At 66.5% G+C, this 20,170-nt stretch carries 16 protein-coding genes; 10 read left to right on the top strand and 6 right to left on the bottom strand.

What is annotated here, in order from left to right; genetic code table 11:
• Positions 1 to 135: 135 nt before the first annotated feature.
• Positions 136 to 309 (bottom strand): hypothetical protein, encoded by a 174-nt coding sequence (locus PVE36_RS01305; RefSeq protein ID WP_277454082.1) that lies wholly within the window; start codon positions 307 to 309, stop codon positions 136 to 138.
• A 610-nt stretch (positions 310 to 919) separates the two neighbouring features.
• Between PVE36_RS01305 and PVE36_RS01300 the strand changes: the two genes are divergently transcribed.
• The 4 genes from PVE36_RS01300 (at position 920) to PVE36_RS01285 (ending at position 7,409) form a co-directional block, all read left to right on the top strand.
• Positions 920 to 1,306: a hypothetical protein gene (locus PVE36_RS01300; RefSeq protein ID WP_277454081.1), complete on the top strand. Its 387-nt coding sequence runs from the start codon at positions 920 to 922 to the stop codon at positions 1,304 to 1,306.
• 203 nt (positions 1,307 to 1,509) lie between these two features.
• Positions 1,510 to 1,851: a hypothetical protein gene (locus PVE36_RS01295; RefSeq protein WP_277454080.1), complete on the top strand. Its 342-nt coding sequence runs from the start codon at positions 1,510 to 1,512 to the stop codon at positions 1,849 to 1,851.
• A gap of 289 nt (positions 1,852 to 2,140) precedes the next feature.
• Complete coding sequence (locus tag PVE36_RS01290; protein WP_277454079.1) at positions 2,141 to 3,100, top strand: GIY-YIG nuclease family protein; 960 nt, start codon at positions 2,141 to 2,143, stop codon at positions 3,098 to 3,100.
• A gap of 568 nt (positions 3,101 to 3,668) precedes the next feature.
• Positions 3,669 to 7,409: a hypothetical protein gene (locus tag PVE36_RS01285; protein WP_277454078.1), complete on the top strand. Its 3,741-nt coding sequence runs from the start codon at positions 3,669 to 3,671 to the stop codon at positions 7,407 to 7,409.
• Positions 7,410 to 7,770: 361 nt separating this feature from the next.
• Here the strand turns inward: PVE36_RS01285 and PVE36_RS01280 are convergent, their stop codons facing one another.
• Complete coding sequence (locus PVE36_RS01280; protein ID WP_277454077.1) at positions 7,771 to 8,379, bottom strand: TetR/AcrR family transcriptional regulator; 609 nt, start codon at positions 8,377 to 8,379, stop codon at positions 7,771 to 7,773.
• A gap of 199 nt (positions 8,380 to 8,578) precedes the next feature.
• Here PVE36_RS01280 and PVE36_RS01275 point away from each other — a divergent pair, with 199 nt between their 5' ends.
• Together PVE36_RS01275 and PVE36_RS01270 are read left to right on the top strand one after the other, a co-directional pair.
• Positions 8,579 to 9,604 carry an NAD(P)-dependent alcohol dehydrogenase gene (locus PVE36_RS01275; RefSeq protein WP_277454076.1) on the top strand — a complete coding sequence of 342 codons (1,026 nt, stop codon included), beginning with the start codon at positions 8,579 to 8,581 and terminating at the stop codon, positions 9,602 to 9,604.
• 54 nt (positions 9,605 to 9,658) lie between these two features.
• The gene (locus tag PVE36_RS01270; RefSeq protein ID WP_277454075.1) at positions 9,659 to 10,456 is read left to right on the top strand and encodes a DUF4386 domain-containing protein; all 798 of its coding nucleotides are present in this window, start codon (positions 9,659 to 9,661) and stop codon (positions 10,454 to 10,456) included.
• Between the two features lie 504 nt (positions 10,457 to 10,960).
• On the opposite strand, the gene PVE36_RS01265 is transcribed toward PVE36_RS01270, so the two are convergent.
• The 3 genes from PVE36_RS01265 to PVE36_RS01255 all read right to left on the bottom strand — a co-directional run bounded on the left by PVE36_RS01265 (position 10,961) and on the right by PVE36_RS01255 (position 14,518).
• Positions 10,961 to 11,341 carry a DUF2267 domain-containing protein gene (locus tag PVE36_RS01265; RefSeq protein ID WP_277454073.1) on the bottom strand — a complete coding sequence of 127 codons (381 nt, stop codon included), beginning with the start codon at positions 11,339 to 11,341 and terminating at the stop codon, positions 10,961 to 10,963.
• 89 nt (positions 11,342 to 11,430) lie between these two features.
• Positions 11,431 to 13,674, bottom strand: coding sequence for a catalase (locus tag PVE36_RS01260; protein ID WP_277455892.1), 2,244 nt, complete (start codon positions 13,672 to 13,674; stop codon positions 11,431 to 11,433).
• A 91-nt stretch (positions 13,675 to 13,765) separates the two neighbouring features.
• On the bottom strand, positions 13,766 to 14,518 hold the full coding sequence (locus PVE36_RS01255) for a sulfotransferase (protein ID WP_277454071.1): 753 nt from the start codon (positions 14,516 to 14,518) through the stop codon (positions 13,766 to 13,768).
• A 199-nt stretch (positions 14,519 to 14,717) separates the two neighbouring features.
• On the opposite strand from PVE36_RS01255, the gene PVE36_RS01250 reads away from it, so the two are divergent.
• On the top strand, positions 14,718 to 15,677 hold the full coding sequence (locus PVE36_RS01250; protein ID WP_277454070.1) for a glycosyltransferase family 2 protein: 960 nt from the start codon (positions 14,718 to 14,720) through the stop codon (positions 15,675 to 15,677).
• A 21-nt stretch (positions 15,678 to 15,698) separates the two neighbouring features.
• Positions 15,699 to 17,054 carry a glycosyltransferase gene (locus PVE36_RS01245; protein WP_277454069.1) on the top strand — a complete coding sequence of 452 codons (1,356 nt, stop codon included), beginning with the start codon at positions 15,699 to 15,701 and terminating at the stop codon, positions 17,052 to 17,054.
• Here the strand turns inward: PVE36_RS01245 and glf are convergent.
• Positions 16,980 to 18,122 carry a UDP-galactopyranose mutase gene (gene glf, locus PVE36_RS01240; RefSeq protein WP_277454067.1) on the bottom strand — a complete coding sequence of 381 codons (1,143 nt, stop codon included), beginning with the start codon at positions 18,120 to 18,122 and terminating at the stop codon, positions 16,980 to 16,982. The two genes, PVE36_RS01245 and glf, sit on opposite strands and share 75 nt — an antisense overlap.
• 216 nt (positions 18,123 to 18,338) lie before the next feature.
• On the opposite strand from glf, the gene PVE36_RS01235 reads away from it, so the two are divergent.
• Both PVE36_RS01235 and PVE36_RS01230 read left to right on the top strand, forming a co-directional pair.
• The gene (locus tag PVE36_RS01235) at positions 18,339 to 19,265 is read left to right on the top strand and encodes a glycosyltransferase (RefSeq protein WP_277454066.1); all 927 of its coding nucleotides are present in this window, start codon (positions 18,339 to 18,341) and stop codon (positions 19,263 to 19,265) included.
• Positions 19,262 to 20,167: a glycosyltransferase family 2 protein gene (locus tag PVE36_RS01230; RefSeq protein WP_277454065.1), complete on the top strand. Its 906-nt coding sequence runs from the start codon at positions 19,262 to 19,264 to the stop codon at positions 20,165 to 20,167. The genes PVE36_RS01235 and PVE36_RS01230 overlap by 4 nt, the downstream gene beginning before the upstream one ends.
• Positions 20,168 to 20,170: the final 3 nt, after the last annotated feature.

Below are 20,170 nucleotides of genomic sequence, written 5' to 3'. Positions count from 1 at the left end.
CGGGCACAACTTTCAGGTCGCGATCAGGACGAGGGCGGCTGCTTTGGCGTACTTCGGCCATGCCGTGGAACCTGGTCTGACTGCAGGTGCGCGGAGCACATTGGGCAGGCGACCCGCGGCAACGTGCCGCATCGGTCATCGCATCACGTACCAGTCCTGGACATCGACGTCGGCAGGGTCTTCGCCGACGGTCTCGATGAGGAAGTCGCGGTGAACGCCGGCACCTTCGCTGGTGGCGAGAATCATCGAGATGCGGTCCCGGACGGTGACGACCCAGACGACGAAGGGCGGCTCAGGCGCATTAGGCATGGGGCCGATGGTGCCGCTCGACGGGGTGGTGGCAGTGCCTGCACGTAGGTGACCCGGGGCCTCCTTGAGTCTCCCTGGGCGTGCGCTGCGTGTCGGCGTGTGGGCACCTGGGCGGGACCCGGCTGCTACCGCGCAAGTGGATGCGGGGGCACGACTCCACGCGGAGGACCCGGTCGGCGCGATCTTCACCGTCGACGCCGGACAAGTAGCCGGTGATTGCCACCCACGCCGAAGACCGGACCTTCTCCAGTGGCGCAAGACCTGCGGTCCTCGGTCTTGAGCGTCACGACCCTTGACAACTGCACAGCGAAAACGAAACCCAGCACCGGCAGGCAGCCCGCACACAGGGGGCGGCGCTCGGTTGGGTGCAGCGACCAGAAAGGAGGTGATCACCCCCGCTGCACCCACCCGCCCCCGCGACGGCGCCGACGCGCAGAGCAGGTCGCTAGATGGAACGGCGGACCGTTGCTACACCAACCCCTGCCACCACCCAGCATGCTCGCACGGACGTCCACGTCAGAAGTCAGTGCCGACTTCCTGGCCGGCATCGACAGGCCTCCGGGGTATCAGCGGCCACTGCCACCGAGGGCATCGTCGGCACGGTCCACACATGAGCTTCGACCAATGCCGCAGCTTCTACTGCGACTGCCCGTCCACCCGCATGGGCGACTTCGCGTGGGTCGACACTCAGGGCCTTCTGCACCGCACAGACGGCGCAGCCGTCGTCGACGGCAACACCGGGTGGCGCTGGTTACGACACGGTGACCGCCACCGCCTCGACGGACCCGCCATCGTCTACGAGCGGGAGGAACACGGTTGGTGGCTCGAGGGTCGGAAGGTCACTGCCCACGATGTCGTGGCTGCCTGGCTGTCCATGCATCATCCCGGCACGTCCCCACAGGTGCTCGAGACGCTCGCGAGAGTCTGTAAGTGGTGGGAGGAAGAGGTCGACACGATGGCCGAGCTCTACGTCGCTGTCTCTGCCGCGCTCGCCTGACACGACCAGTCGCGTTCCGCCACCGTCCCGATGACGGCTAGCCGTGGCCGGGGGAACCCCGGCGGCAGGCCTTGCCAACCAGAGCGCATGAGCCGCAACTCTCAACTACCTTTGCGACTTGGACGACTCTGGGGCTGGTCGGCCGGCTTTACCCCGAATCTCGGGCGCGTGGTGATGTCACATCCCTGGAGCAGTCTTGGGGCGTGGACGACATCAGCGATACCGCGAACTCAGACAGCATCGAATCCCAGGACAGGCAACCTGAGGAGATCCAGTGCCTCAGCCCGGACATGAACGGTCGTTGGCTGGTTTTCACGCAACGGACAGTCCACGCGTGGGACCTGAACCGGTTCACCTACGCCCGCCGTCCCGGTGAGGGCTCGCAATCCTTCGCGTGGGACGCGGTCGAAGCGCCCATCTGGGACGTCAGGGTGTGGCCCGAGGTCGGCGGAACATTCCTCGTCTACTTCGAAGACCCGGCCAACCCATCCCAAGTGCAGTGGCGGATCTCCTCACGGATTCGCCGCATCGAACCAGACGAGTGACCCGTCCCAGCACTAGCACTCACCCAACCGGACTAGCGCTCACGCTCTGAAGGTGCGCCGAAGGGGCGCCCGAACCGGAATCGGTAGGGCAAACGAAAATGGAGGCGACAACCCCGCCCCGCGAATCGCGTTGGCCGTCGAGCAGTCGGGCAGCACTCATCCCTTCATGGCTTCATCCACGGGACGCTCCGGAGACCGGCCGAACTTGTACTCAGTTCACGGGCCGGGCAGACAGGGCTCGGTGCCACACTGACGTGCAGACCAACGGCTTCGATGGAAAGGGAGTGCTGTGGTTGGCAAGCAGCTTCGTCTGTTCTTGGTCGATGGGACCGCAGGGGGTCTGATCACGGCGGAGATCGTCAACTGGACGGGTCACGTGCTGAAGGGCTCTCGGGAGAAGTTGGGGGAAATCCGTCGCCGCGCTGAGTCCCACAGGACGGGTGTCTACATCTTGTTGGGCGAGGACCCCGACAGCGGTGGTCGGCTGGCCTACGTCGGGCAGAGCGACGACGTGGCCAAGCGTCTGCAGCATCACGACATCCAGAAGGACTTCTGGACCGATGTGGCGATCGTGACCTCCAAGGACATGAATCTCACCAGTGCTCACGTGCGCTATCTCGAGGCTCGGCTCGTCCGCCTGGCCAAAGCCATCGGTCGCGTGCCCCTGGAGAACGGGAACGAGCCCACCGGTGGAGCCGACCTGCCGGAGGCCGACGCCTCGGACATGGAGTACTTCATCGAACAGCTTCGGGTCGTCCTGCCCGTCCTGGGTGTCGACGTCTTCCGTGGCCGCGAAACCCGCACGCCGCAGGTTGGAGCGCCTCCCGCGGCCGCAGGCTCCCCGGCGCAAGCGGCGCCGACCGAGTCGCCGACGTTCTATCTCCGCCAGGCCAGCAAGGGTGTCGATGCCAAGGCGCAGGTCATCGACGGAGAGTTCACCGTCCTTGCCGGATCACGAGTGCGTGCGGTCATGCCCGACCGGGACGATTACAGCCCAAGCTCAGCCCGGCAGTACGAACTGCGCCAGTCGCAACACGGCCAACTCGTCCAGGACGGATCCATCGAAGCAGGCAGCGACGGCAGCGGCAGTCTGACCAGAGACGTGGCCTTCTCCTCTCCCTCCGCCGCCGGCGCCATCTGCCTGGGAACGGTCTCCATCAACGGACGCGTGGCATGGACGCGTGAAGACGGTGCGACGTACGCAGCGTGGGAAGGCGGCCACCAACTCTCCACGGGTGACGGCGGATGACCCTCACATTCGGTGCCATCATGGCTTCGGCCGGGATTGACCCGACCGAGACCCTCGTCATTCGCCACGCCTATGTGGACGAGCATGATGACGGACTCGTTGGGATTCACCCCGACTCGACTGATGTTGAGGTCCTCGCGTACACCCAGCGCCAGTCACGCCAAACTGCGGTCGTTTCCGCGCGGTCACCTGTGTGGTGGTTTTCATCCAGGAGACGGTGACTGGGCCCGCTTGTGGTCAGTCGTGCGAAACGAGGGCGAGATCGCTAGCGAACTGGCCCTGGCGTCTCTTCGACCTGGGGACCGCAGACCTTGCCCCTCGACTCACGCATCCGCGGGCTGAACCATAACTACGCTCCGGCTGGGTGGTAGGCATGCGCGCGCAACGGACTGGGCGATGGCGACCGATGCAACCCCTGTCCCCTGATCGTCAAACACGGAAGCCGGCTAGATTGCGCAGTTCCCGAGCATCGGATGGCTGAGGTTGTGATCGTGAGGAGCGGCACCCAGCCATTGTCGTGACTGTTCCTTAGGCTGGACGAAACATCCACGACCGCAAAGACGAGAACATGACCGCTCCCGGACGATCCAACCCCCGTCCACATGCCCCCCAACAAGTGCAGCCGGAGACAGCCTCCCCAAGTCTTCTATCCCTGGCTCCTCGCTTCAATCTGCAAGAGCACGGCACCTACCTGCGTCACCTGAACGAACAGGTCAAGGAACAGACCAACCGCAACATCGCCCTGACCGGCAGTTACGGCACAGGCAAGTCGAGTGTGCTACAAGAGTTCGAACGCACGCACCCCGGTGAAACGATTCGCGTTGGAATATCAACCCTCGGACCGGAGCCGAACGACTACGACTTGACGAACCGCCTGCAAAAGGAGGTGGTCAAGCAGCTCCTGTACAAGGTCGCGCCTTTCCGCTTGCCTCGCTCACGCTTCGACCGCATCGCCGACCCCAACTACTGGCCTATCGTAGGGAAGTCCTTCGCGCTGGTGAGCGCCGCCATGGTGCTGCTCCTTACTGTGGGTTGGCTACCGACGCCCGTCACCGTGGAAGCAGAAAATGGCTGGATCGCCGCTTCAGGGTGGGTGATCATGTTGGCACTCTTGACGACGCTGACCGCTTGGGCTTGGCTTGCTGTCGATGGACGTGAAGTAACTGACGTCGGCGCTGGGGGCGCTGCACTCAAACTTTCACGAAATACAACCTATTTCGACGAGTACCTCGACGAACTCGTCTACTTCTTCGACCGCACAAGGCCCAATTATGTAATCTTTGAAGACTTGGACCGGTTCGATAACGTACAGATCTTCGAGGAGCTTCGGGAGCTAAACACCCTGCTCAACTCCAGGGATCAGACCCCACAGCACGTGACTCGCTTCATTTATGCGATCAAGGACAGTCTCTTCGAAGAAATTGGCAGGACGCGCGCATCAAATTCAGATGCGCGAATAAGCGACGGATTGGAACGGGCCAACCGGACCAAGTTTTTTGATGTAGTCATACCGATCGTGCCTTTCATATCACATATGAACTCCCATCGGATCCTCCTTGAAGAATTACAGGCCCATCGCATCGAAACCATCGAACCTCGCCTGCTGGAGACTGTGGCCCGTCACGTGACAGACATGAGGCTGCTGCGCAACATTTGCAACGAATACAGAGTCTTTGCGGAACGTCTTCAGGTCAACGGGGACGCCACAGAGACACCGACCGGTCCAGCGACTGCTGCCGCTCGCATGCATGCCGCACCGGGGATTACGAGTTCCAAGATCTTCGCACTCGTTGCATTCAAAAACTTCCACCTCAAGAATTTTGAGCGCATATCACGAGGTAACAGCTCGCTCGACAGCCTGATCGAGAGCAGGCGCAAGCTAATAAGGCAAAACGTTGCGCATCTGGAAGCCAAAAAACGAGAGATCATCAGCAATCGCTTGTCGTCAGAGCGCCACTCAGTGGCGGCCGAACGCGCCGCAGGGCACTTGACCCTCCTCGCCGAGTCGATTCCGCACGACCATAGGGCACCGCAATCCACAATATCTTTCGGAGTCAACGACACGACGTACGATTCAGAGGCACTCTCGACCGATGATTTTTGGGAAGCTCTCAAGGCACACCCAAGACTAACGGTCACCCGAAATTCTCCGCCATACGGACTAAAGCAACTGTCTTTGGGCGAGGAAGCCATAAAAGCTCTGTTGCCAGGTGTTCTTTCGGTCAAATGGAGCGAGGCCCACGCGAGGGAGGTCAGTGAGCAGCAAGATCAAATAGACTCTGATCTTCGGTTTCTTCGCGGAGCGAGTTTCGAGGACTTGGTGCAGGCTCCGCGTTTCACGCTCACAACCACTTCTGAGGAACCCAAGAACTTCAAAGAAATATTGGAAGAGACGATCGAGTCATCTCTTTCGCGCGACCTCATACGGCACGGCTATATCGACAGAAACTTCACTCTGTACGCCACCCAGTATCGGGGACACTCGGCGGGTGTAGAGGTTGACCGATACCTCGTTCACAATGTATACACCAACACGCCTGACATGCATCAGCAATTCACGTACCCCCAGGTTGAGGCACTCCTGCATGACGCACCGAGCGACTTCGTCAACTCACACGCCGCACTAAACGTCTCCGTACTCGAGTACCTCCTCGACAACGACCCGGCCGGAGCCGATAGTGTTGTGAAACACATAATGACTGGTTGCGCCCTCGACGACCCGACCACCGATGCATCCGCGTTCCTCAGCACTTTTCTCAACTCAAGCACGGCCCCAGGCCGGTTGATAGCAAGGCTCGCGCAGAAGCGATGGACCCGCGTTTTCGCTCATCTGGCAGAGGACCCCAGCGTGCCGGACGATCGCCGCATTCCACTACTCGACACAGCGCTGAGTAACGCCGAGCGCAAACATACCTACGAATTAAACAAGTCCTTCAGAGACTACCTCGTTGGCAACTACCCACAACTGACCAGCCTAACCGAGGATCGCAGCGAGGTCGCTACACAAAGTGCGCTCGCCGTGCTTCGACGCTCGCAGATCGTGATCCCCGAGCTTCATTACTTGTCCGGTGCTGCTTGTGAAGCCATGGTGGAAGCCCACCTCTACCAGATGACGGCAGACAATCTCCGGCACGCACTGCAAACAACAGGATCGGTGTCGATCGACACCATAATCGAGAACGAGGGGCTCGAGGTCGTTGACAGGCAAGAGCTTGAAGACACGAAGCTCGGGCCGGTGCTGAGCTACTGCATTGACGAACCCGACAGCTTCCTCGACGCACTGGATTCTGACGTGCATACGCCCCACATCGTAGAGCGGTCCAGCACGTTGGAGTTCACGCTCGGACAGGTATCTGAAACTTGGACCTCTGACCAAATCGACAGGCTCCTCCAGGGCGTGGCCCCCACAACCAAGTTGGCGAGCTTCAATTTGGCCCCCCCTTCAATGTGGGCGGGACTCGCTTCTCACCATCTCGTCGAGGTTTCCTTGCACAACTTCCAGACCTACCTAAAGCAGAAGGGCTCGTTGGACGAGCCCCTTGCCGATCTCTTGACAGGCGCGGGTCGGCTATCTACATCTGCGGACGATGATCAGGAAACTCGGGAATCCGCGGCCATCGTCATTCTCCAAGCGAACGACGTCCTCCCGTCGCCGAGTACACGAGCCGAGCTTGTGCTCAGCCTTGAACTCCAAGACCCCCTCTCGGTCGACGCGCTTCCGGTCGAGGAAGGTGACCTCTTGCGGCTTCTTCTAAAGCATCAGCTGGTGGCGGAGTCACAGGAAGTGTTTCTGGCGTATCGTGATGCTGGCTGGGATACTCTCAACAGCGCATTACCAGCGGCCGAGGACGTCGCCGCCATCGCCTCACCCGAGGTGCTCTCCGGCTTTGTCGTCGAGGCTCTCGACAGCACACACATACCGCTTAGCACAAAGATGCGCATCCTGAACGAACTTGATGCCTACGTCAACGACGACGACTCGGACGCTCTTCGCGCCGTTGCTCGCTACGCGGTCCGTACGTCAACACACTTGACCGCTGAGCAGATCGTCCGCATCGTCACTGTCACGAGGGATCCCGACACGACGATCCCGCTACTGGCCAGTGCCGACCTTGATGCCACCACCACCATGAGCATCCTCGGAAAGCTCCCAGCGCCTTACGACAACTTTGCTAGTCACGCACAGAGCAAGTTCGAGGTTCCAGACGACGAAGCACTCGAGATCGTGTTGGCGCGCCTATCCAGGGCGCACTTGGTCCGCAGTCGCAAAGGGAAGGGCAAACGCCATGTGACGCTACCTGACGGGTAACTATCGATCGCGCAGATCGCTTTTGAGGGCCGACATCGTATCGAGGATGCGTTCCGGATCGGCGACCTGCTGGTCCGTCATTCGTCCTGACGTATCCCAATCTGGCATGACCCCGGCCTTCCTGACCTCGTCGGATCCAGCGCCACCAGCTAAAGTCCCCATCCCCCAGAGGCCCGGCGGATGGGGAGTTTAGTCGGAACCCTCCTGCGGACGACGCCGGGGACAACCGCCGAGATGCTTGCAGCCACGACACCGCTGCTGCCGCCCGTCTCCGGAGCCTCAGCGAGGTGTGTGCCCGACACGCACCCTCACCACCGGGGGCCGGCTCACGTGGCGCACGCGTGGCGACCAGACGGTGAGCTCAGTGCGTGGACAGCGAGGCGTCGAGGGCGTCCAGGACGAGATCCAGCCCGAAGTCGAACTCGTCACCGAAGCGGTAGTCAGGCTGCACGTAGTGCTCGGTGACCATCGCCGCCATGTGTGGGTACTCCTCATCCGTGAACTGTTCGAGGTCCGGGTCCGGGTCAGCGTCGTCGGCCACGATTCCTTGGGCCTCGAAAGGCAGACTGGCCTCCTGCAGCGCGAACCCGTAGGTGAAGCTGTCGATCAACGCGTACGCATGGGCCGTCATCTCGCGGGAGAACCCGGCGGCCCGCAGCGTGCCGAGGACCGCGTCGTGATGCCGCAGGGTCGCCGGCCCCGGCCTGGGACGTGACTCCAGCAGGCCGATTGCCCACCGGTGGCAGCCGAGCACGGCGCGCGCCGAGTGCGCGCGGCGGCGCATCTCGGCGCGCCAGTCAACTCCGACGCGCGGCAGTTCGATCTCGCTGAACACCATGTCGACGATGCCGTCCAGGATCTCTTCCTTGTTGGCGACGTAGTGGTACACCGACATGGGTTTGACCCCCAGCTCATGGGCGAGTGAGCGGATGGTCAGGGCAGCGATGCCACCGTCGTCGGCCACGGTCATCGCCGTCCGCAGCACCCGCTCCCTGGTCAACCGGGGCCGGGCCGCGCGGCCCTCCCGCCTCACGTCACTCATCTGCTTCCCATTTTCTGACTCGAACCCATTCCAGAATCGTACTATGTATGTTAGCGTCTCCATACAAAGTACGACGTCGGCGCGAGCACTCTCGCGACGCCCCGTGCCATAGCCGGAACGGCACACCATGAGGACTCAGAGCGCGCCCACCCGCCTCACCCGCGGTTCGATGCAGGCCGTCCTCCAGGAGGGGTACGGCACCACAGACGTCTTCCGGCACCGGCACACCCCGCTGCCCGAGATCGCGGAGGACGAGGTGCTGATCAAGGTCCACGCCGCCGGCCTGGACCGGGGCACGTGGCACATGATGACCGGCCGCCCCTATCTGCTGCGGGTGATCGGCTTCGGTTTCCGTCGGCCCAAGAACGCCGTGGCGGGCATCGACGTCTCGGGCACGGTCACAGCCGTGGGCGCCAGGGTGACCCGGTTCTCTCCCGGTGACGAGGTGTACGGGATGAGCCGAGGCTCGTTTGCCGACTACGCCGCGGCTCGGGAGGACAAGCTGGCCCCCAAGCCGGCGAACCTGACCTTCGAGCAGGCGGCGGTCGTCCCCATCTCGGCCGGCACCGCCCTGCAGGCACTCACCGACTCCGGGCACGTGCGCTCCGGACAGCGGGTCCTGGTCATCGGCGCCTCCGGCGGGGTCGGCACCTATGTCGTACAGCTGGCCAAGGCGTTCGGCGCCCAGGTCACAGGAGTATCCAGCACGGGCAAGCTCGACCGGCTCCGCGCGCTCGGGGCCGACCACGTCGCCGACTACACCCGGGACGACTTCACCGACGGGCACACCAGGTACGACCTGGTCCTGGACATCGGGGGCAACCTGCCGCTACGACGACTACGCCGCGCCCTGACACCCGACGGCACCCTCGTCGTGGTCGGCGGCGAGGAAGGGGGCCGGGTCACCGGCGGTTTCGGCCGCTCGCTGCGCGCACCGCTGCTCTCCCGCTTCGTCGCCCAACGGCTGACCATGCTCGCCAGCAAGGAGAGAGCCAGCGACCTGCGACGGCTCACCCCGCTTCTCGAGGAGGGGACAGTCGTCCCGCACATCGACCGCACGTTCCCGCTGGAGCAGGTGCCCCAAGCGATGCGGCACCTGCAGTGCGGAGCGGTCTTCGGGAAGGTCGCCATCACCGTGACCAGCACGCACTGACCGCGCCGACGAACCAGCATCGGGCACCCAAACCATCCAAGGGAAGGGACGACCATGTCCCACGACACGGCACCCGTGGCCGAAGAGACACCCCCACCAGCATCGACTCAGCAGCTCGCCGGGCGGGGGCCAGCGAACCCACGCCACCGCGCGGCACTGACCGCCGGTGTTGCCCTGCTGCTCCTGGCCGTGGTCGCCGCGGTCGCGAACCTCGTCGTCGTCCAGGGGCTGGTCCCCGACGGCAGCGAGCAAGTCGTCGTCGACTCCGAGTTGGCCTTCCGGCTCGCCGTCGCCGGCCTGTACGTCGTCATCGCGCTCGACGTCCTGGTGGCCTGGGCGCTGATGCGAGTTTTCCACCCCGTCAACGCCGCGCTCTCCCAGCTCGCCGGCTGGTTCCGCCTCGCCTACTCTGCCGTGTTCCTCGTCGCCATCGCCCAGCTCAACGGCATACCCGAGCTGCTCAGCAGCAGGGGGACCTCCTCCTTCTCACCGGATCAGGTCGACGCCCTGGCGCTGGCCAAGGTCGAGGCGTACACCGACATCTGGATGGCCGGCCTCCTCCTCTTCGGAGTCCACCTGACCCTACTGGGCTACCTCACCTACCGGTCCGCGCAGATGCCCAATCTGCTCGGGGTGCTGCTGGTCGTCGCCGGCCTGGGCTACGCCTTCGACACCTTCGCCGTCGTGATGTCCACCGGGTCCCCCTTCCCCGTCACCACGGTCACCTTCCTCGGCGAGTTCCTCCTCGCGCTCTGGCTGGTGATCCGCGGCCATCGACTCACCCAGGACGAGACCATCCCCGCGGCAGCCGCAAGGGCACCAGGCCTCCTCGCCATGCCGAAGGAGAAGTGATGTCCAGAAGAAGGATGATCGCGGTCACCGTCGGAGCACTGTTTCCACCATGCCGGCATCCAAGGACCGTTCCCCCGCCCCGCCGCCACGTGAGCCAGCCATCCCCCTGCGACCGAAGGCAGAGCGCATGCCCGCCGTGACGAAGCGCCGACGGAACCTCGACTCCCCCGCTCGGCCGCTCCTCGCCGCGGTTGTGGCGACCGGCCTTCTCGTCGTGGTCACCTTTCAGGCCGCCCTGGTGTGGTTCCTGGGCGCGCTGGTGGCGTTGGCCAGGGGCGGTCGTGCCCTCGTCCCGGTGCCGGAGGCCATCGCCCGGCCCTCCACGAGAGTGATGGGTTCTTCGCCCGTGTGTCCGGCGGTGCAACCGTGTGTGTGAGGCCACCTCCCAGCCCGCCTCGCCGTGCCGAGGGCTGCGCGGGGCCCGGCACGACGAAGGGGGCGGCGCCGGGCTGCGTGGTCGCGGCCGGCACCGCCCCCTTCGTCAGGAGGGGCCTGGAGTCGAGGTCACTCGAAGAGCGGGGCGAACCCGGCCGGCAGCTGGGAGCGCAGGTCGGCGATCTCCCCCGCGGACACGAAACCGGCCATCGTGGACAGCACGGCCCGGGCATGCTGCAGCGCGTCCTCCGGGCCGCAACCGCGCCCCTCGTGCTCAGCGACCCTGCGGAGGAAGGCGTCGAGGTCGTCGTCCGTCTCCTGCTCACCGTCGTGCTGTAGCAGCGGCTGCTGCATCTCGCTGGGAAGCTGGGCCGCCAGGTCGCGGGGCTCGTTGCCGACCAGACGCTTCCCGAGGTCCGCCAGGACCGTACGGGTGGCCTCGTCCGCGTGCTCACGGTCGGCGGGTCCGCCGCTCTTCGCGACGGCCGCCAGGAACTCGTCATACCGCATGGGTTCTCCTTCTCGTTGGTGGTCGTGTGCTTCAGATGTCGCGTGGAGCCGGGAGTCCGCTCACAGGAAGGAGCCGACCTCCCGGGTGGTCATGCCTGTCCCCCCACGTCGGAGGACGACGGGAACCGCTCCCAGACGCGGTGCGCCCGCATGAGTCCCCGGACCGCGGTGAACACCGCGTCCGGGCCGTCGTCGGTCACCACCCCGCGCGTGCCGTCGAGCTGGGCCCGCTCGAGCGCACTGACGCCCGCGCCCCACGCGCCGATGGCCTTCCCGTGCCGCCAGCACTCCTCGAGCAGCAGCAGGGCGCGCGGGTCGAGCGCGGCGATCTCCGCCCGGCCCGCCTTCTCGTCGCGGGCGGCGATGGCGTCCGGGGCCGCTGCCGGGCAGCCAGCCAGCAGGAGTGCGTCGAACTCGACCGAGCGACCGGTCGCGAAGGTCCGCTGGACGGGCAGACCGGCCACCGTCCCGCCGTGCGGTGCGATGAGCAGGGGGACCATGTCGGCAGCGAAGACGGATCGCCGCAGCTCCTCCAGCCCTTCGAGATCCCCGCTCGGGTCGAGCAGGATCCCCACCGTCCTGCCGTCCGGGGGCCACTCCCCTGCGACCTGCGAGAGCGCGGGGCTCGGAGCCTCGTCGGTGAGGGGGACGGTGGGTCCGGGCGCGGGAAGCCCCAGACCGGTCGCGACCTCGGCGCAGAGCACCGGGTCGATGTTGGCCAGCTGCTGCACCTGCCGTTCCTTGATCCCCTGCTCGTAGCACTTGCCCAGCTCGAAGGTGTACGCCCGGATGATGTGCTCCTTCTCCACCGGGGTCATGCTCTTCCAGAACAGCCGGGCCTGGCTGAAGTGGTCCTCGAACGAGGCCGGGTTGGCGCGGACCTTCCTGTCCTCGGCCACCCGCACCGGCACGTCGTTGAACGCGGGTACGTCGGAACCGGCGAAGAACGGACAGCCACCGTCCAGGGAGTTCGGCTTGTACGGCGCGACACCGGCGTGAGAACCCTGCTGACCGAACCCGTCGCGCAGCATGTCGTTGACGGGGGCGTGCGGGCGGTTGATCGGCAGCTGCGAGAAGTTCGGACCGCCCAGACGCGTGAGCTGGGTGTCGACGTAGGAGAACAACCTGACCTGCAGCAACGGGTCATTCGTGACATCGATCCCCGGCGGGAGATGACCGACGTGGAAGGCGACCTGCTCGGTCTCGCTGAAGTAGTTCGTGGGATTCGCGTTCAGGGTCATCCGGCCGATCCGCTGAACGGGCGCGAGCTCCTCCGGGACGATCTTCGTCGGGTCCAGCAGATCGATCCCCTCGAAGGTCTCCTCGTCATTGTCCGGGAAGACCTGGATCCCGAGCTCCCACTCGGGGAAGGCACCGGACTCGATGGCGTCGTGGAGGTCGCGGCGGTGGAAGTCGGGGTCCATGCCGCCGAGCATCTGGGCCTCCTCCCACGTCACGGAGTGGACCCCGAGCTTGGGCTTCCAGTGGAACTTCACCAGGGACGTGGCGCCCTCGGCATTGGTGAGCCGGAAGGTGTGGACGCCGAAGCCCTCCATCATCCGGTACGAGCGCGGGATCCCGCGGTCGGACATGTTCCACATCGTGTGGTGCTGCGCCTCGGTGTGCAGGGAGACGAAGTCCCAGAAGGTGTCGTGTGCGCTCTGTGCCTGCGGGATCTCCCGGTCCGGATGGGGCTTGGCGGCATGGACGACGTCGGGGAACTTGATCCCGTCCTGGATGAAGAACACCGGCATGTTGTTGCCGACCAGGTCGAACGTGCCCTCCTCGGTGTAGAACTTGGTCGCGAACCCTCGGGTGTCGCGCACCGTGTCCGCCGAGCCGCGCGAGCCGAGGACGGTGGAGAACCGTACGAAGACGTCGGTCCGCTTGCCTGCGGCCAGGAAGCCGGCGGTGGTGACGTCTCCGGCGTTGCCGTATCCCTCGAACACGCCGTGCGCTCCGGCGCCCCGGGCGTGCACGACCCGCTCCGGTATCCGCTCATGGTCGAAGTGGGTGATCTTCTCCCGCAGGTGGTGGTCCTGCAAGAGGGTCGGCCCGCGTCGCCCGGCCTTGAGGGAGTGGTCGCTGTCCCGCAGTCGCGCCCCCTGGGACGTGGTCAGGTAGGCGCCCTGCTGTGCCGCTGCCTCGGGTCCGGCCCCGGTCTCGGCGCCCGTCGGAGTGACCCCCCGCGGCGCGGCCTGATCCGGCTTCGCCGGCAGCGGTGGCCCGGGGTCCACGGGCTCGTCCACGGGAGCTGGTGCAGCAGCGGGGACGCCGGGCACCTCAGCGGCGGGCGCCGCCCCGTCAACCCCCTTCGCGTCCGTCTCCGTCATCGCTCCATCAGCCTCTGTCGGGTCCATGCCCGGTGCCCTACCCGGCGCCGACGGCGTCAATCACGACTCGTGCCCGGGAGGGGCCCCGCGGTCACCCGCTGGCCACCACGGCCCGCCACGCGCTGAGGTCGCGGCCCAGGACCTCCTCCAGACGGCGCGTGTCCTCGGCGTACTCCTCGTGCAACCGGCGACGCAGTCCGGGGTCCAGAGTCGGCATCTCCTCCCACTCGGGGCCGAGCTGTGACTTCTTCCTCGTCTTGTCGTTGGCGCGGAAGGTCAGCTCGTCCATGGTGATGTCGCAGGTCAGCCCGAGGTGGTCCATGACCTCGGTGACGAAGCCCAACGGGTCGCCCACCAGGTCGTCGTAGAGCATGGGCTTGAGCTGTGGGTGGATGCCCCACCAGCTCTCCAGGGCCTCCGCGTACCGACCGAGGGACAGCACCGAGTACTCGTCGGTGAGCTCGTCGATGACGGGGGTGTAGGGGAAGCGTCCCCTCATCATGTGGTGGATGTACGCGGACTCGTACCGGTCGACCGGGTCCCGGAAGACCGCGACCATCTCCGGCGACCCCAGCAGGGAGCGGATGTTCCTGGCCGTCGTCGGACGGGCCCGGAAGTAGTGCGGCGTGCTCTCGAGGTAGTACTGCACGCCGGGCAGCTCCCGCTGCGGGAAGTGCTCGCGGAAGGCGGCCAGCTTCTCGGGTGCGTCGAAGTCCGCCTGGTTGAAGAAGTTCAGCTCCTTCACCTGCGAGGCGAAGATGTGCTTCGACCGGCCCAGGCTGCGGTGGAGCCAGCTCGTCCCACTCTTCTGACTACCGACGATGAGGAAGTTTGGCAGAGGCATGCATATCCCGATGTGTCTCGTGGAGAAGGAAATTCGACTCTAGACGGGGCCACACCCTCGACCCCGCAAACGTGCTGTGAACGTCCCGTGAACAGTCCTTGCCCGACCCGGGATGTGGCTCCGCGCCGGGCTTCCCCGTGCCTACGCTGGCCGCGATCGCACCACCACCGGACCCGACGGACAGGAAGAGCCACGCCCGATGAGCACACCGGACCTGTCGGTCATCATCCCGATGCACAACGCGAGCGCCACGGTCGTGGGAGTGGTCGAGTCCTTCCTGGCGATCGACTCGGCCGACATCGAGGTGGTCGTCGTCGACGACGCGTCCACCGACGACTCGGTGGATCGGGTCAGGGCGATCAACGACCCCCGCGTCCTGCTCGTGCGCCTGATGCACAACCACGGCGCCGGGATCGCCCGCAACCACGGGTTCGCCCGCGCCTCCGGCCGCTACGTCCTCTTCTTCGACGCCGACGACGAGATCCACCCCGAGGCCCTCACCGCGGCACTCGGGGCGCTCGACGACAGCGGGGCGAGCGTGGCGATGCTCCCCTACCGGTACCGGCGCGCCGGGACGACGTCGGAGGGCATGAACTCCTTCGACGTCGCGGTGTGGGACCAGTACGTCACCTCGCCCCGACGACTCGCCCGCCTCGACGAGGTGCCGCAGCTGCTCGGATTCACCAACTACCCGTGGAACAAGATCGCGCGCACCGACCACTACCGCCGGACCGGTCTGCGGTACGGCGCCACCCAGGTCCACAACGACGTCCTGGGCCACTGGCTCACCCTCGTCGACGCGGAGACCATCCTGCTCATCGACCAGCCCCTGTGCACCCACATCGTCGGCGAAGGGGGGCGCAACCTGACCAATCGCGAGAGCCGGGCCAGGTTGAGCCTCATCGACGCCCTCGACGAGACGTACACCGAGCTCGAGGCGCGACCGGTGAAGCGGCGGCAGTTCGCCCGGCAGTACTGGGACCTCGTCACGCGGGTCACCGGGTGGGCCTCCGAGCGCATCACTCCGGACGTCCGCGACGAGTTCAACCTGCGCGTGCAGGAGCACGTCCTGTGCATGGACCTCAGCGACTTCCACCGCATCCGGTTCAGGCAGGACGCCGGACTGGCCGGCCGCATCGTGCGCCGCGCACAGGCCTGACACCTCAGAAAGGGAATCGCTGTGGCCGAACTCAGCATCATCGTCACCACGTACGACATCGAGGACTACGTCGATCAGTGTCTCGCGAGCGTGGCGGCACAGACGTTCACCGACATCGAGGTCCTCGTGGTGGACGACGGGTCCAGCGACTCGACACCCGAGCGCATCAGCCGGTTCTGCGAGGGCGACCCCCGCTTCGTCCCCGTCCTCCTGGAGGAGAACAGCCCCGGCGGCGTCGCCACACCCGCGAACGTCGGTCTCGATCGCGCGACCGGTACCTGGGTGGGCTTCGTCGACGGTGACGACCACATCGAGCCGACGATGTTCGAGCGGCTGCACGCGGCCGCCGTCTCCCACGGGGCCGACCTGGCGATGTGCGACTACCAGGAGGAGGTGGACGGCACGCGCGAGCGCCGCGATCCCGCCGACGCCCACCGGTGGGCCCCCTTGACCGAGCCGTACTACGAGCTCGACGTGCCCACTAGCCACACCTTCCTGCGCTTCATCGCCGTGCCCTGGCGCAAGCTGTACCGACGCGAGCTCCTCGAGAGCCGCTCGATCCGCTTCCCGGTGAGCGACGGGTTCTTCGAGGACAACCCCTTCCACTGGTTCACGGTGGTCTCCGCGGCGTCGATCGCGATCGTCCCCGAGGTGCTGTGCCACCACCGGGTGGCCCGCAGCGGGCAGACGATGGCAACGGCCGACGAGCGGCTGTTCCACATCTTCCACCACCACGACACGATCCACTCGTGGCTGGCCTCACGGGGGCTGCTCGACCTCTACCAGGGCCCGCTCCTGGGCTGGGTGATCTCGCAGATGGAGTGGATCTCCCGACGCACGCCACCCGAGCTGCGCCGCCGGCTCTTCGACGTCCTCGTGCCGATCTTCGCCCAGTACTCCCTCGAGACGGTCCGGCGGGCACTGCAGGAGAACAACAAGGGGGCTACCGCGCAGCGGCTGAGCACCGCCGTGGCCAAGCGGGAGTACGGGACCTTCGCGCGCACCCTCTCCACGCGACCGGGCACGGACAACCCCGTGGTGACCGCGGCCTTCCACCTGCGTCACTCGGGGCTCCGGCACACCGCTGTACTCACCAGCCGCTACCTGCGCAACTCGGCGCCGAGCGGCCGGCTGTCCGGCTACCTGACCCGGGCCCGCAGCAAGGCACCCGACTCGAGCGGGCGGGACGTGCTCTTCGGTCTCGTGGTCATCGACCGGCGGCTGCGCCGGATGGAGGAGCGGCTGACCGACATCGAGCGTCGGCTCGAGTCGGGCGCCGCCCCCTCCGGGACCGCCCTGCCCTCAGGCGTCGACGAAGAGCGAGGGGATCGGTCGCGAGCTGCCGATCGCCTCGAGGATCCCGTCGGCCGCAGCTAGGGCCTCACCGATCGTGACGTCCATGTCGAGGTAGCGGTAGGTGCCGAGCCGACCGACGAAGGTCACGCCCGACTCGGCACGGGCCGCGTCGACGTACTTGCTGAGCAGCGTCTTGTCGTTCGCCATGCGGATCGGGTAATAGGGGATGTCGTCGTCCTCGGCCAGCCGGCTGTACTCACGGAAGCACACCGTGTCCTCGTGCTCCTCCCACGGCGCGAAGTGCTTGTGCTCCGCGATGCGCGTGTAGGGCACGTCCACGTCGCCGAAGTTCATCACCGAGCACCCCAGGTAGTCCCCGGTCGCCCGGATCTCCTCGAAGTCGAGCGTGCGGTACCGCAGGCGACCGAACTCGTGGTCGAACCATGCGTCCAGCTGGCCCGTCCACACGGAGTGGTCGAACTGCGGGCGGTCCGCGGCCGTGTACGGCGTCGACAGCCGCACCTCGATCCCGGGGTGGTCGAGGATGCCGGCGACGATGGCGGTGTAGCCGTCGCGGGGGATGGCCTGGTGCGGGTGGTTGAAGTACGAGTCCTCGTAGCTGAAGCGCAGCGGCAGGCGCTTGAGCACGGATGCCGGGATCTCAGTCGGAGGCAGTCCCCACTGCTTGCGCGTGTACCCGTGGAAGAAGGCGTCGTAGAGCGTGCGGCCCATGAACTTCAGCGCCTGCTCCTCGAAGTTCTGCGGCTCCTCGATGCTCTGGTCGGCCTGCTCCGCGATGAACTCGCGGGCCTCGTCGGGCCGCATCGCGGTCCCGAAGAGCTGGTTGATCGTCAGCAGGTTCACCGGCAGCAGGTAGGTCCGGCCACCGACGGTTGTCCGCACCCGGTGGTTGTACGGCATCATCTCGCCGAACCGGGTGACGTACTCCCACACCCGCTCGTCCCCGGTGTGGAAGATGTGCGGCCCGTACTTGTGGAGCATCACCCCGGTCTCGGGGTCCCGCTCGGTGTAGCAGTTCCCGGCGATGTGGTCGCGCGACTCGAAGACGACCGCCTCGTGGCCCGCTTCGGCGAGATCGCGGGCGATGACCGCGCCGGAGAAGCCGGCGCCGGCGATGCCGAACCTCATTGCGACACCTCCGTCTCGTGGTCGTGCCGGGCAGTTGCGGCGGTGGGCGATGGGCACAGGGAAGCGTGTGGTGATGTCAGCACGCGGCAACCGTAGGCAGGGCGGAACGCCCGGGATGGCCCCTCACGGGCGAATGCACGAAAGGGTCCACGGACCGACATCTGTTGCACCGCAACGGTTCACCTCAAGTTGGCCCACGGACCGGAACCTTGCAGCATGGCTCAGATCCCGACCATCGCGGCGGACGCGCAGACCCCCCTTCGCTGGTCCGTCGTCATCCCCGTCCACGACTGCGCCGACCTGCTCGCCCGGGCCCTGCCCGAGGTGGTGGCCCAGCTGGGGCACCGCGACGACGCCGAGATCATCGTCGTCGACGATGCCTCCGGCGATGCCCCGGACCGGGTGGTCGAGGAGCTCGGGGCCGGACGGGTGCGGTACGTCCGCCACTCCGTCAACCGCGGGGCCGTGGCGACCTTCAACCGGTGCATCGCCCTGGCTCGTGGGGAGCTCGTCCACCTGCTGCACGGTGACGACGAGACGCTCCCCGGCTTCTACACCGCCATGGAGGAGGCGCTGCTCCCCTCCCGGGCGGTCGCAGCCGTCTGCCGCGTGCAGGACGTCGACGCCGAGGGCGGCCACCTCTACACCACACGCTCCTACCGGGACGGGACCGGCGTCTGGACGGAGGCCCTCGACGCCTTCGCGGTGTCGAACCGCGTGCGCGCGCCGGGCATCGTCGTGCGACGCTCCGCCTACGCGAAGGTCGGCGGCTACCGCACGGACCTCCCGCACGCGGCCGACTGGGAGATGTGGACCCGCCTCGCGGCGCACGGTCCCGTGCTCTTCGTCGACGAGGTCCTCGCCCGGTACCGCCGCCACCACGCCTCGCACACCTCGACACTCGTACGCACCGGCGCCAACGTGCGTGAGCGGGTGCAGGCCATCGGCGTGATCTCCACCCACGTCCCTCCGTCGCGCCGCGGACCGACGGTGCGGCGCGCACTGGCCCACTCGGTCTACTTCGCCGGCCGCTCGGCCCTCGACCTGGCCAGGGCGGGTCGGTGGCTCCCCGCAGGTCGGCAGGCCCGCGAAGCCGCCCGGTGCGCCGCCCGGATCCCCCGAGGCGTGGGGGTGGGGGCATGACCAGCGCGACCCTGGTGAGGGAGCAGGTCGCACCGCTGGAGGTGCCGCCCCGCCCCCTTCGCCCCCGACTCACCGTCGTGGTGCTCACCCAGTGCGACCGTCCCGAGCTGGGCCGGGCGCTGGCCTCGGTCCGCGCCCAGCGCGGCGTGGACCCGCACCTCGTCCTCGTGGTCAACGGGGGCCAACCCCCGCAGTCCGAGGTGGCCGACCAGCTGATCGTGCTGCCGGAGAACGTCGGTGTCCCGGCCGGTCGCAACATCGGCGTCGCCGCGACCGACGCGGACGTCGTGGTCTTCCTCGACGACGACGCGGAGCTGCAGGGCGATGACCACCTGGCATCGGTCCTCGAGCGCTTCGACGAGGACCCGGACCTGGGTGCCATGGCGATGCGGATCGTGGAAGACACGGGTCGGTCGCAGCGACGGCACGTCCCGCGCGTGGGTCGCCGGTCGGCACACCGGCCGGGGCCCGTCACCCACTTCATCGGCGCGGCCTGCGCGGTGCGCAGGAGCGCGTTCGAGGGGGTCGACGGCTTCGACCCCCGCTTCTTCTACGCCATGGAGGAGTCGGACCTGGCCTGGCGCCTCATGGACCGCGGCTGGCACATCTGGTACTCCGCCGACCTGACCGCCTTCCACCCCCGGACGCCCCCGTCGCGGCACTCCCGCTACATGTGGTTCCTCGCCCGCAACCGGTTCTGGATGGCCTGGCGGTCGCTGCCGCTGCCGCTCTTCCTGGCGCACATGATCATCTGGACGGCCGTCTGCGCCGTGCGGCGCCAACCACTTCGCGACGTCCTCGCCGGGTACCGGGAGGGGTGGCGGACCCGCCCCGCGCGCCGACCGCTGGGCTGGCGGACGGTGCTCACCATGACCAGGCTGGGGCGGCCCCCCTTCGTCTGAGCG

This window comes from Janibacter sp. DB-40, assembly GCF_029510815.1.
Classification (GTDB): Bacteria; Actinomycetota; Actinomycetes; order Actinomycetales; family Dermatophilaceae; genus Janibacter.
The sequence above is the reverse complement of the archived record's forward strand: the minus strand, read 5'-3'. Positions and strand labels throughout refer to the sequence as shown.

Bases quoted from the DNA above. Each gene is read 5' to 3' on its own strand.
- PVE36_RS01305 (WP_277454082.1), bottom strand. From the start codon at position 309: ATGCCTAATGCGCCTGAGCCGCCCTTCGTCGTCTGGGTCGTCACCGTC.
- PVE36_RS01300 (WP_277454081.1), top strand. From the start codon at position 920: ATGAGCTTCGACCAATGCCGCAGCTTCTACTGCGACTGCCCGTCCACC.
- PVE36_RS01285 (WP_277454078.1), top strand. From the start codon at position 3,669: ATGACCGCTCCCGGACGATCCAACCCCCGTCCACATGCCCCCCAACAA.
- PVE36_RS01280 (WP_277454077.1), bottom strand. From the start codon at position 8,379: ATGACCGTGGCCGACGACGGTGGCATCGCTGCCCTGACCATCCGCTCA.
- PVE36_RS01275 (WP_277454076.1), top strand. From the start codon at position 8,579: ATGAGGACTCAGAGCGCGCCCACCCGCCTCACCCGCGGTTCGATGCAG.
- PVE36_RS01270 (WP_277454075.1), top strand. From the start codon at position 9,659: ATGTCCCACGACACGGCACCCGTGGCCGAAGAGACACCCCCACCAGCA.
- PVE36_RS01265 (WP_277454073.1), bottom strand. From the start codon at position 11,341: ATGCGGTATGACGAGTTCCTGGCGGCCGTCGCGAAGAGCGGCGGACCC.
- PVE36_RS01260 (WP_277455892.1), bottom strand. From the start codon at position 13,674: ATGACGGAGACGGACGCGAAGGGGGTTGACGGGGCGGCGCCCGCCGCT.
- PVE36_RS01255 (WP_277454071.1), bottom strand. From the start codon at position 14,518: ATGCCTCTGCCAAACTTCCTCATCGTCGGTAGTCAGAAGAGTGGGACG.
- PVE36_RS01250 (WP_277454070.1), top strand. From the start codon at position 14,718: ATGAGCACACCGGACCTGTCGGTCATCATCCCGATGCACAACGCGAGC.
- glf (WP_277454067.1), bottom strand. From the start codon at position 18,122: ATGAGGTTCGGCATCGCCGGCGCCGGCTTCTCCGGCGCGGTCATCGCC.
- PVE36_RS01235 (WP_277454066.1), top strand. From the start codon at position 18,339: ATGGCTCAGATCCCGACCATCGCGGCGGACGCGCAGACCCCCCTTCGC.
- PVE36_RS01230 (WP_277454065.1), top strand. From the start codon at position 19,262: ATGACCAGCGCGACCCTGGTGAGGGAGCAGGTCGCACCGCTGGAGGTG.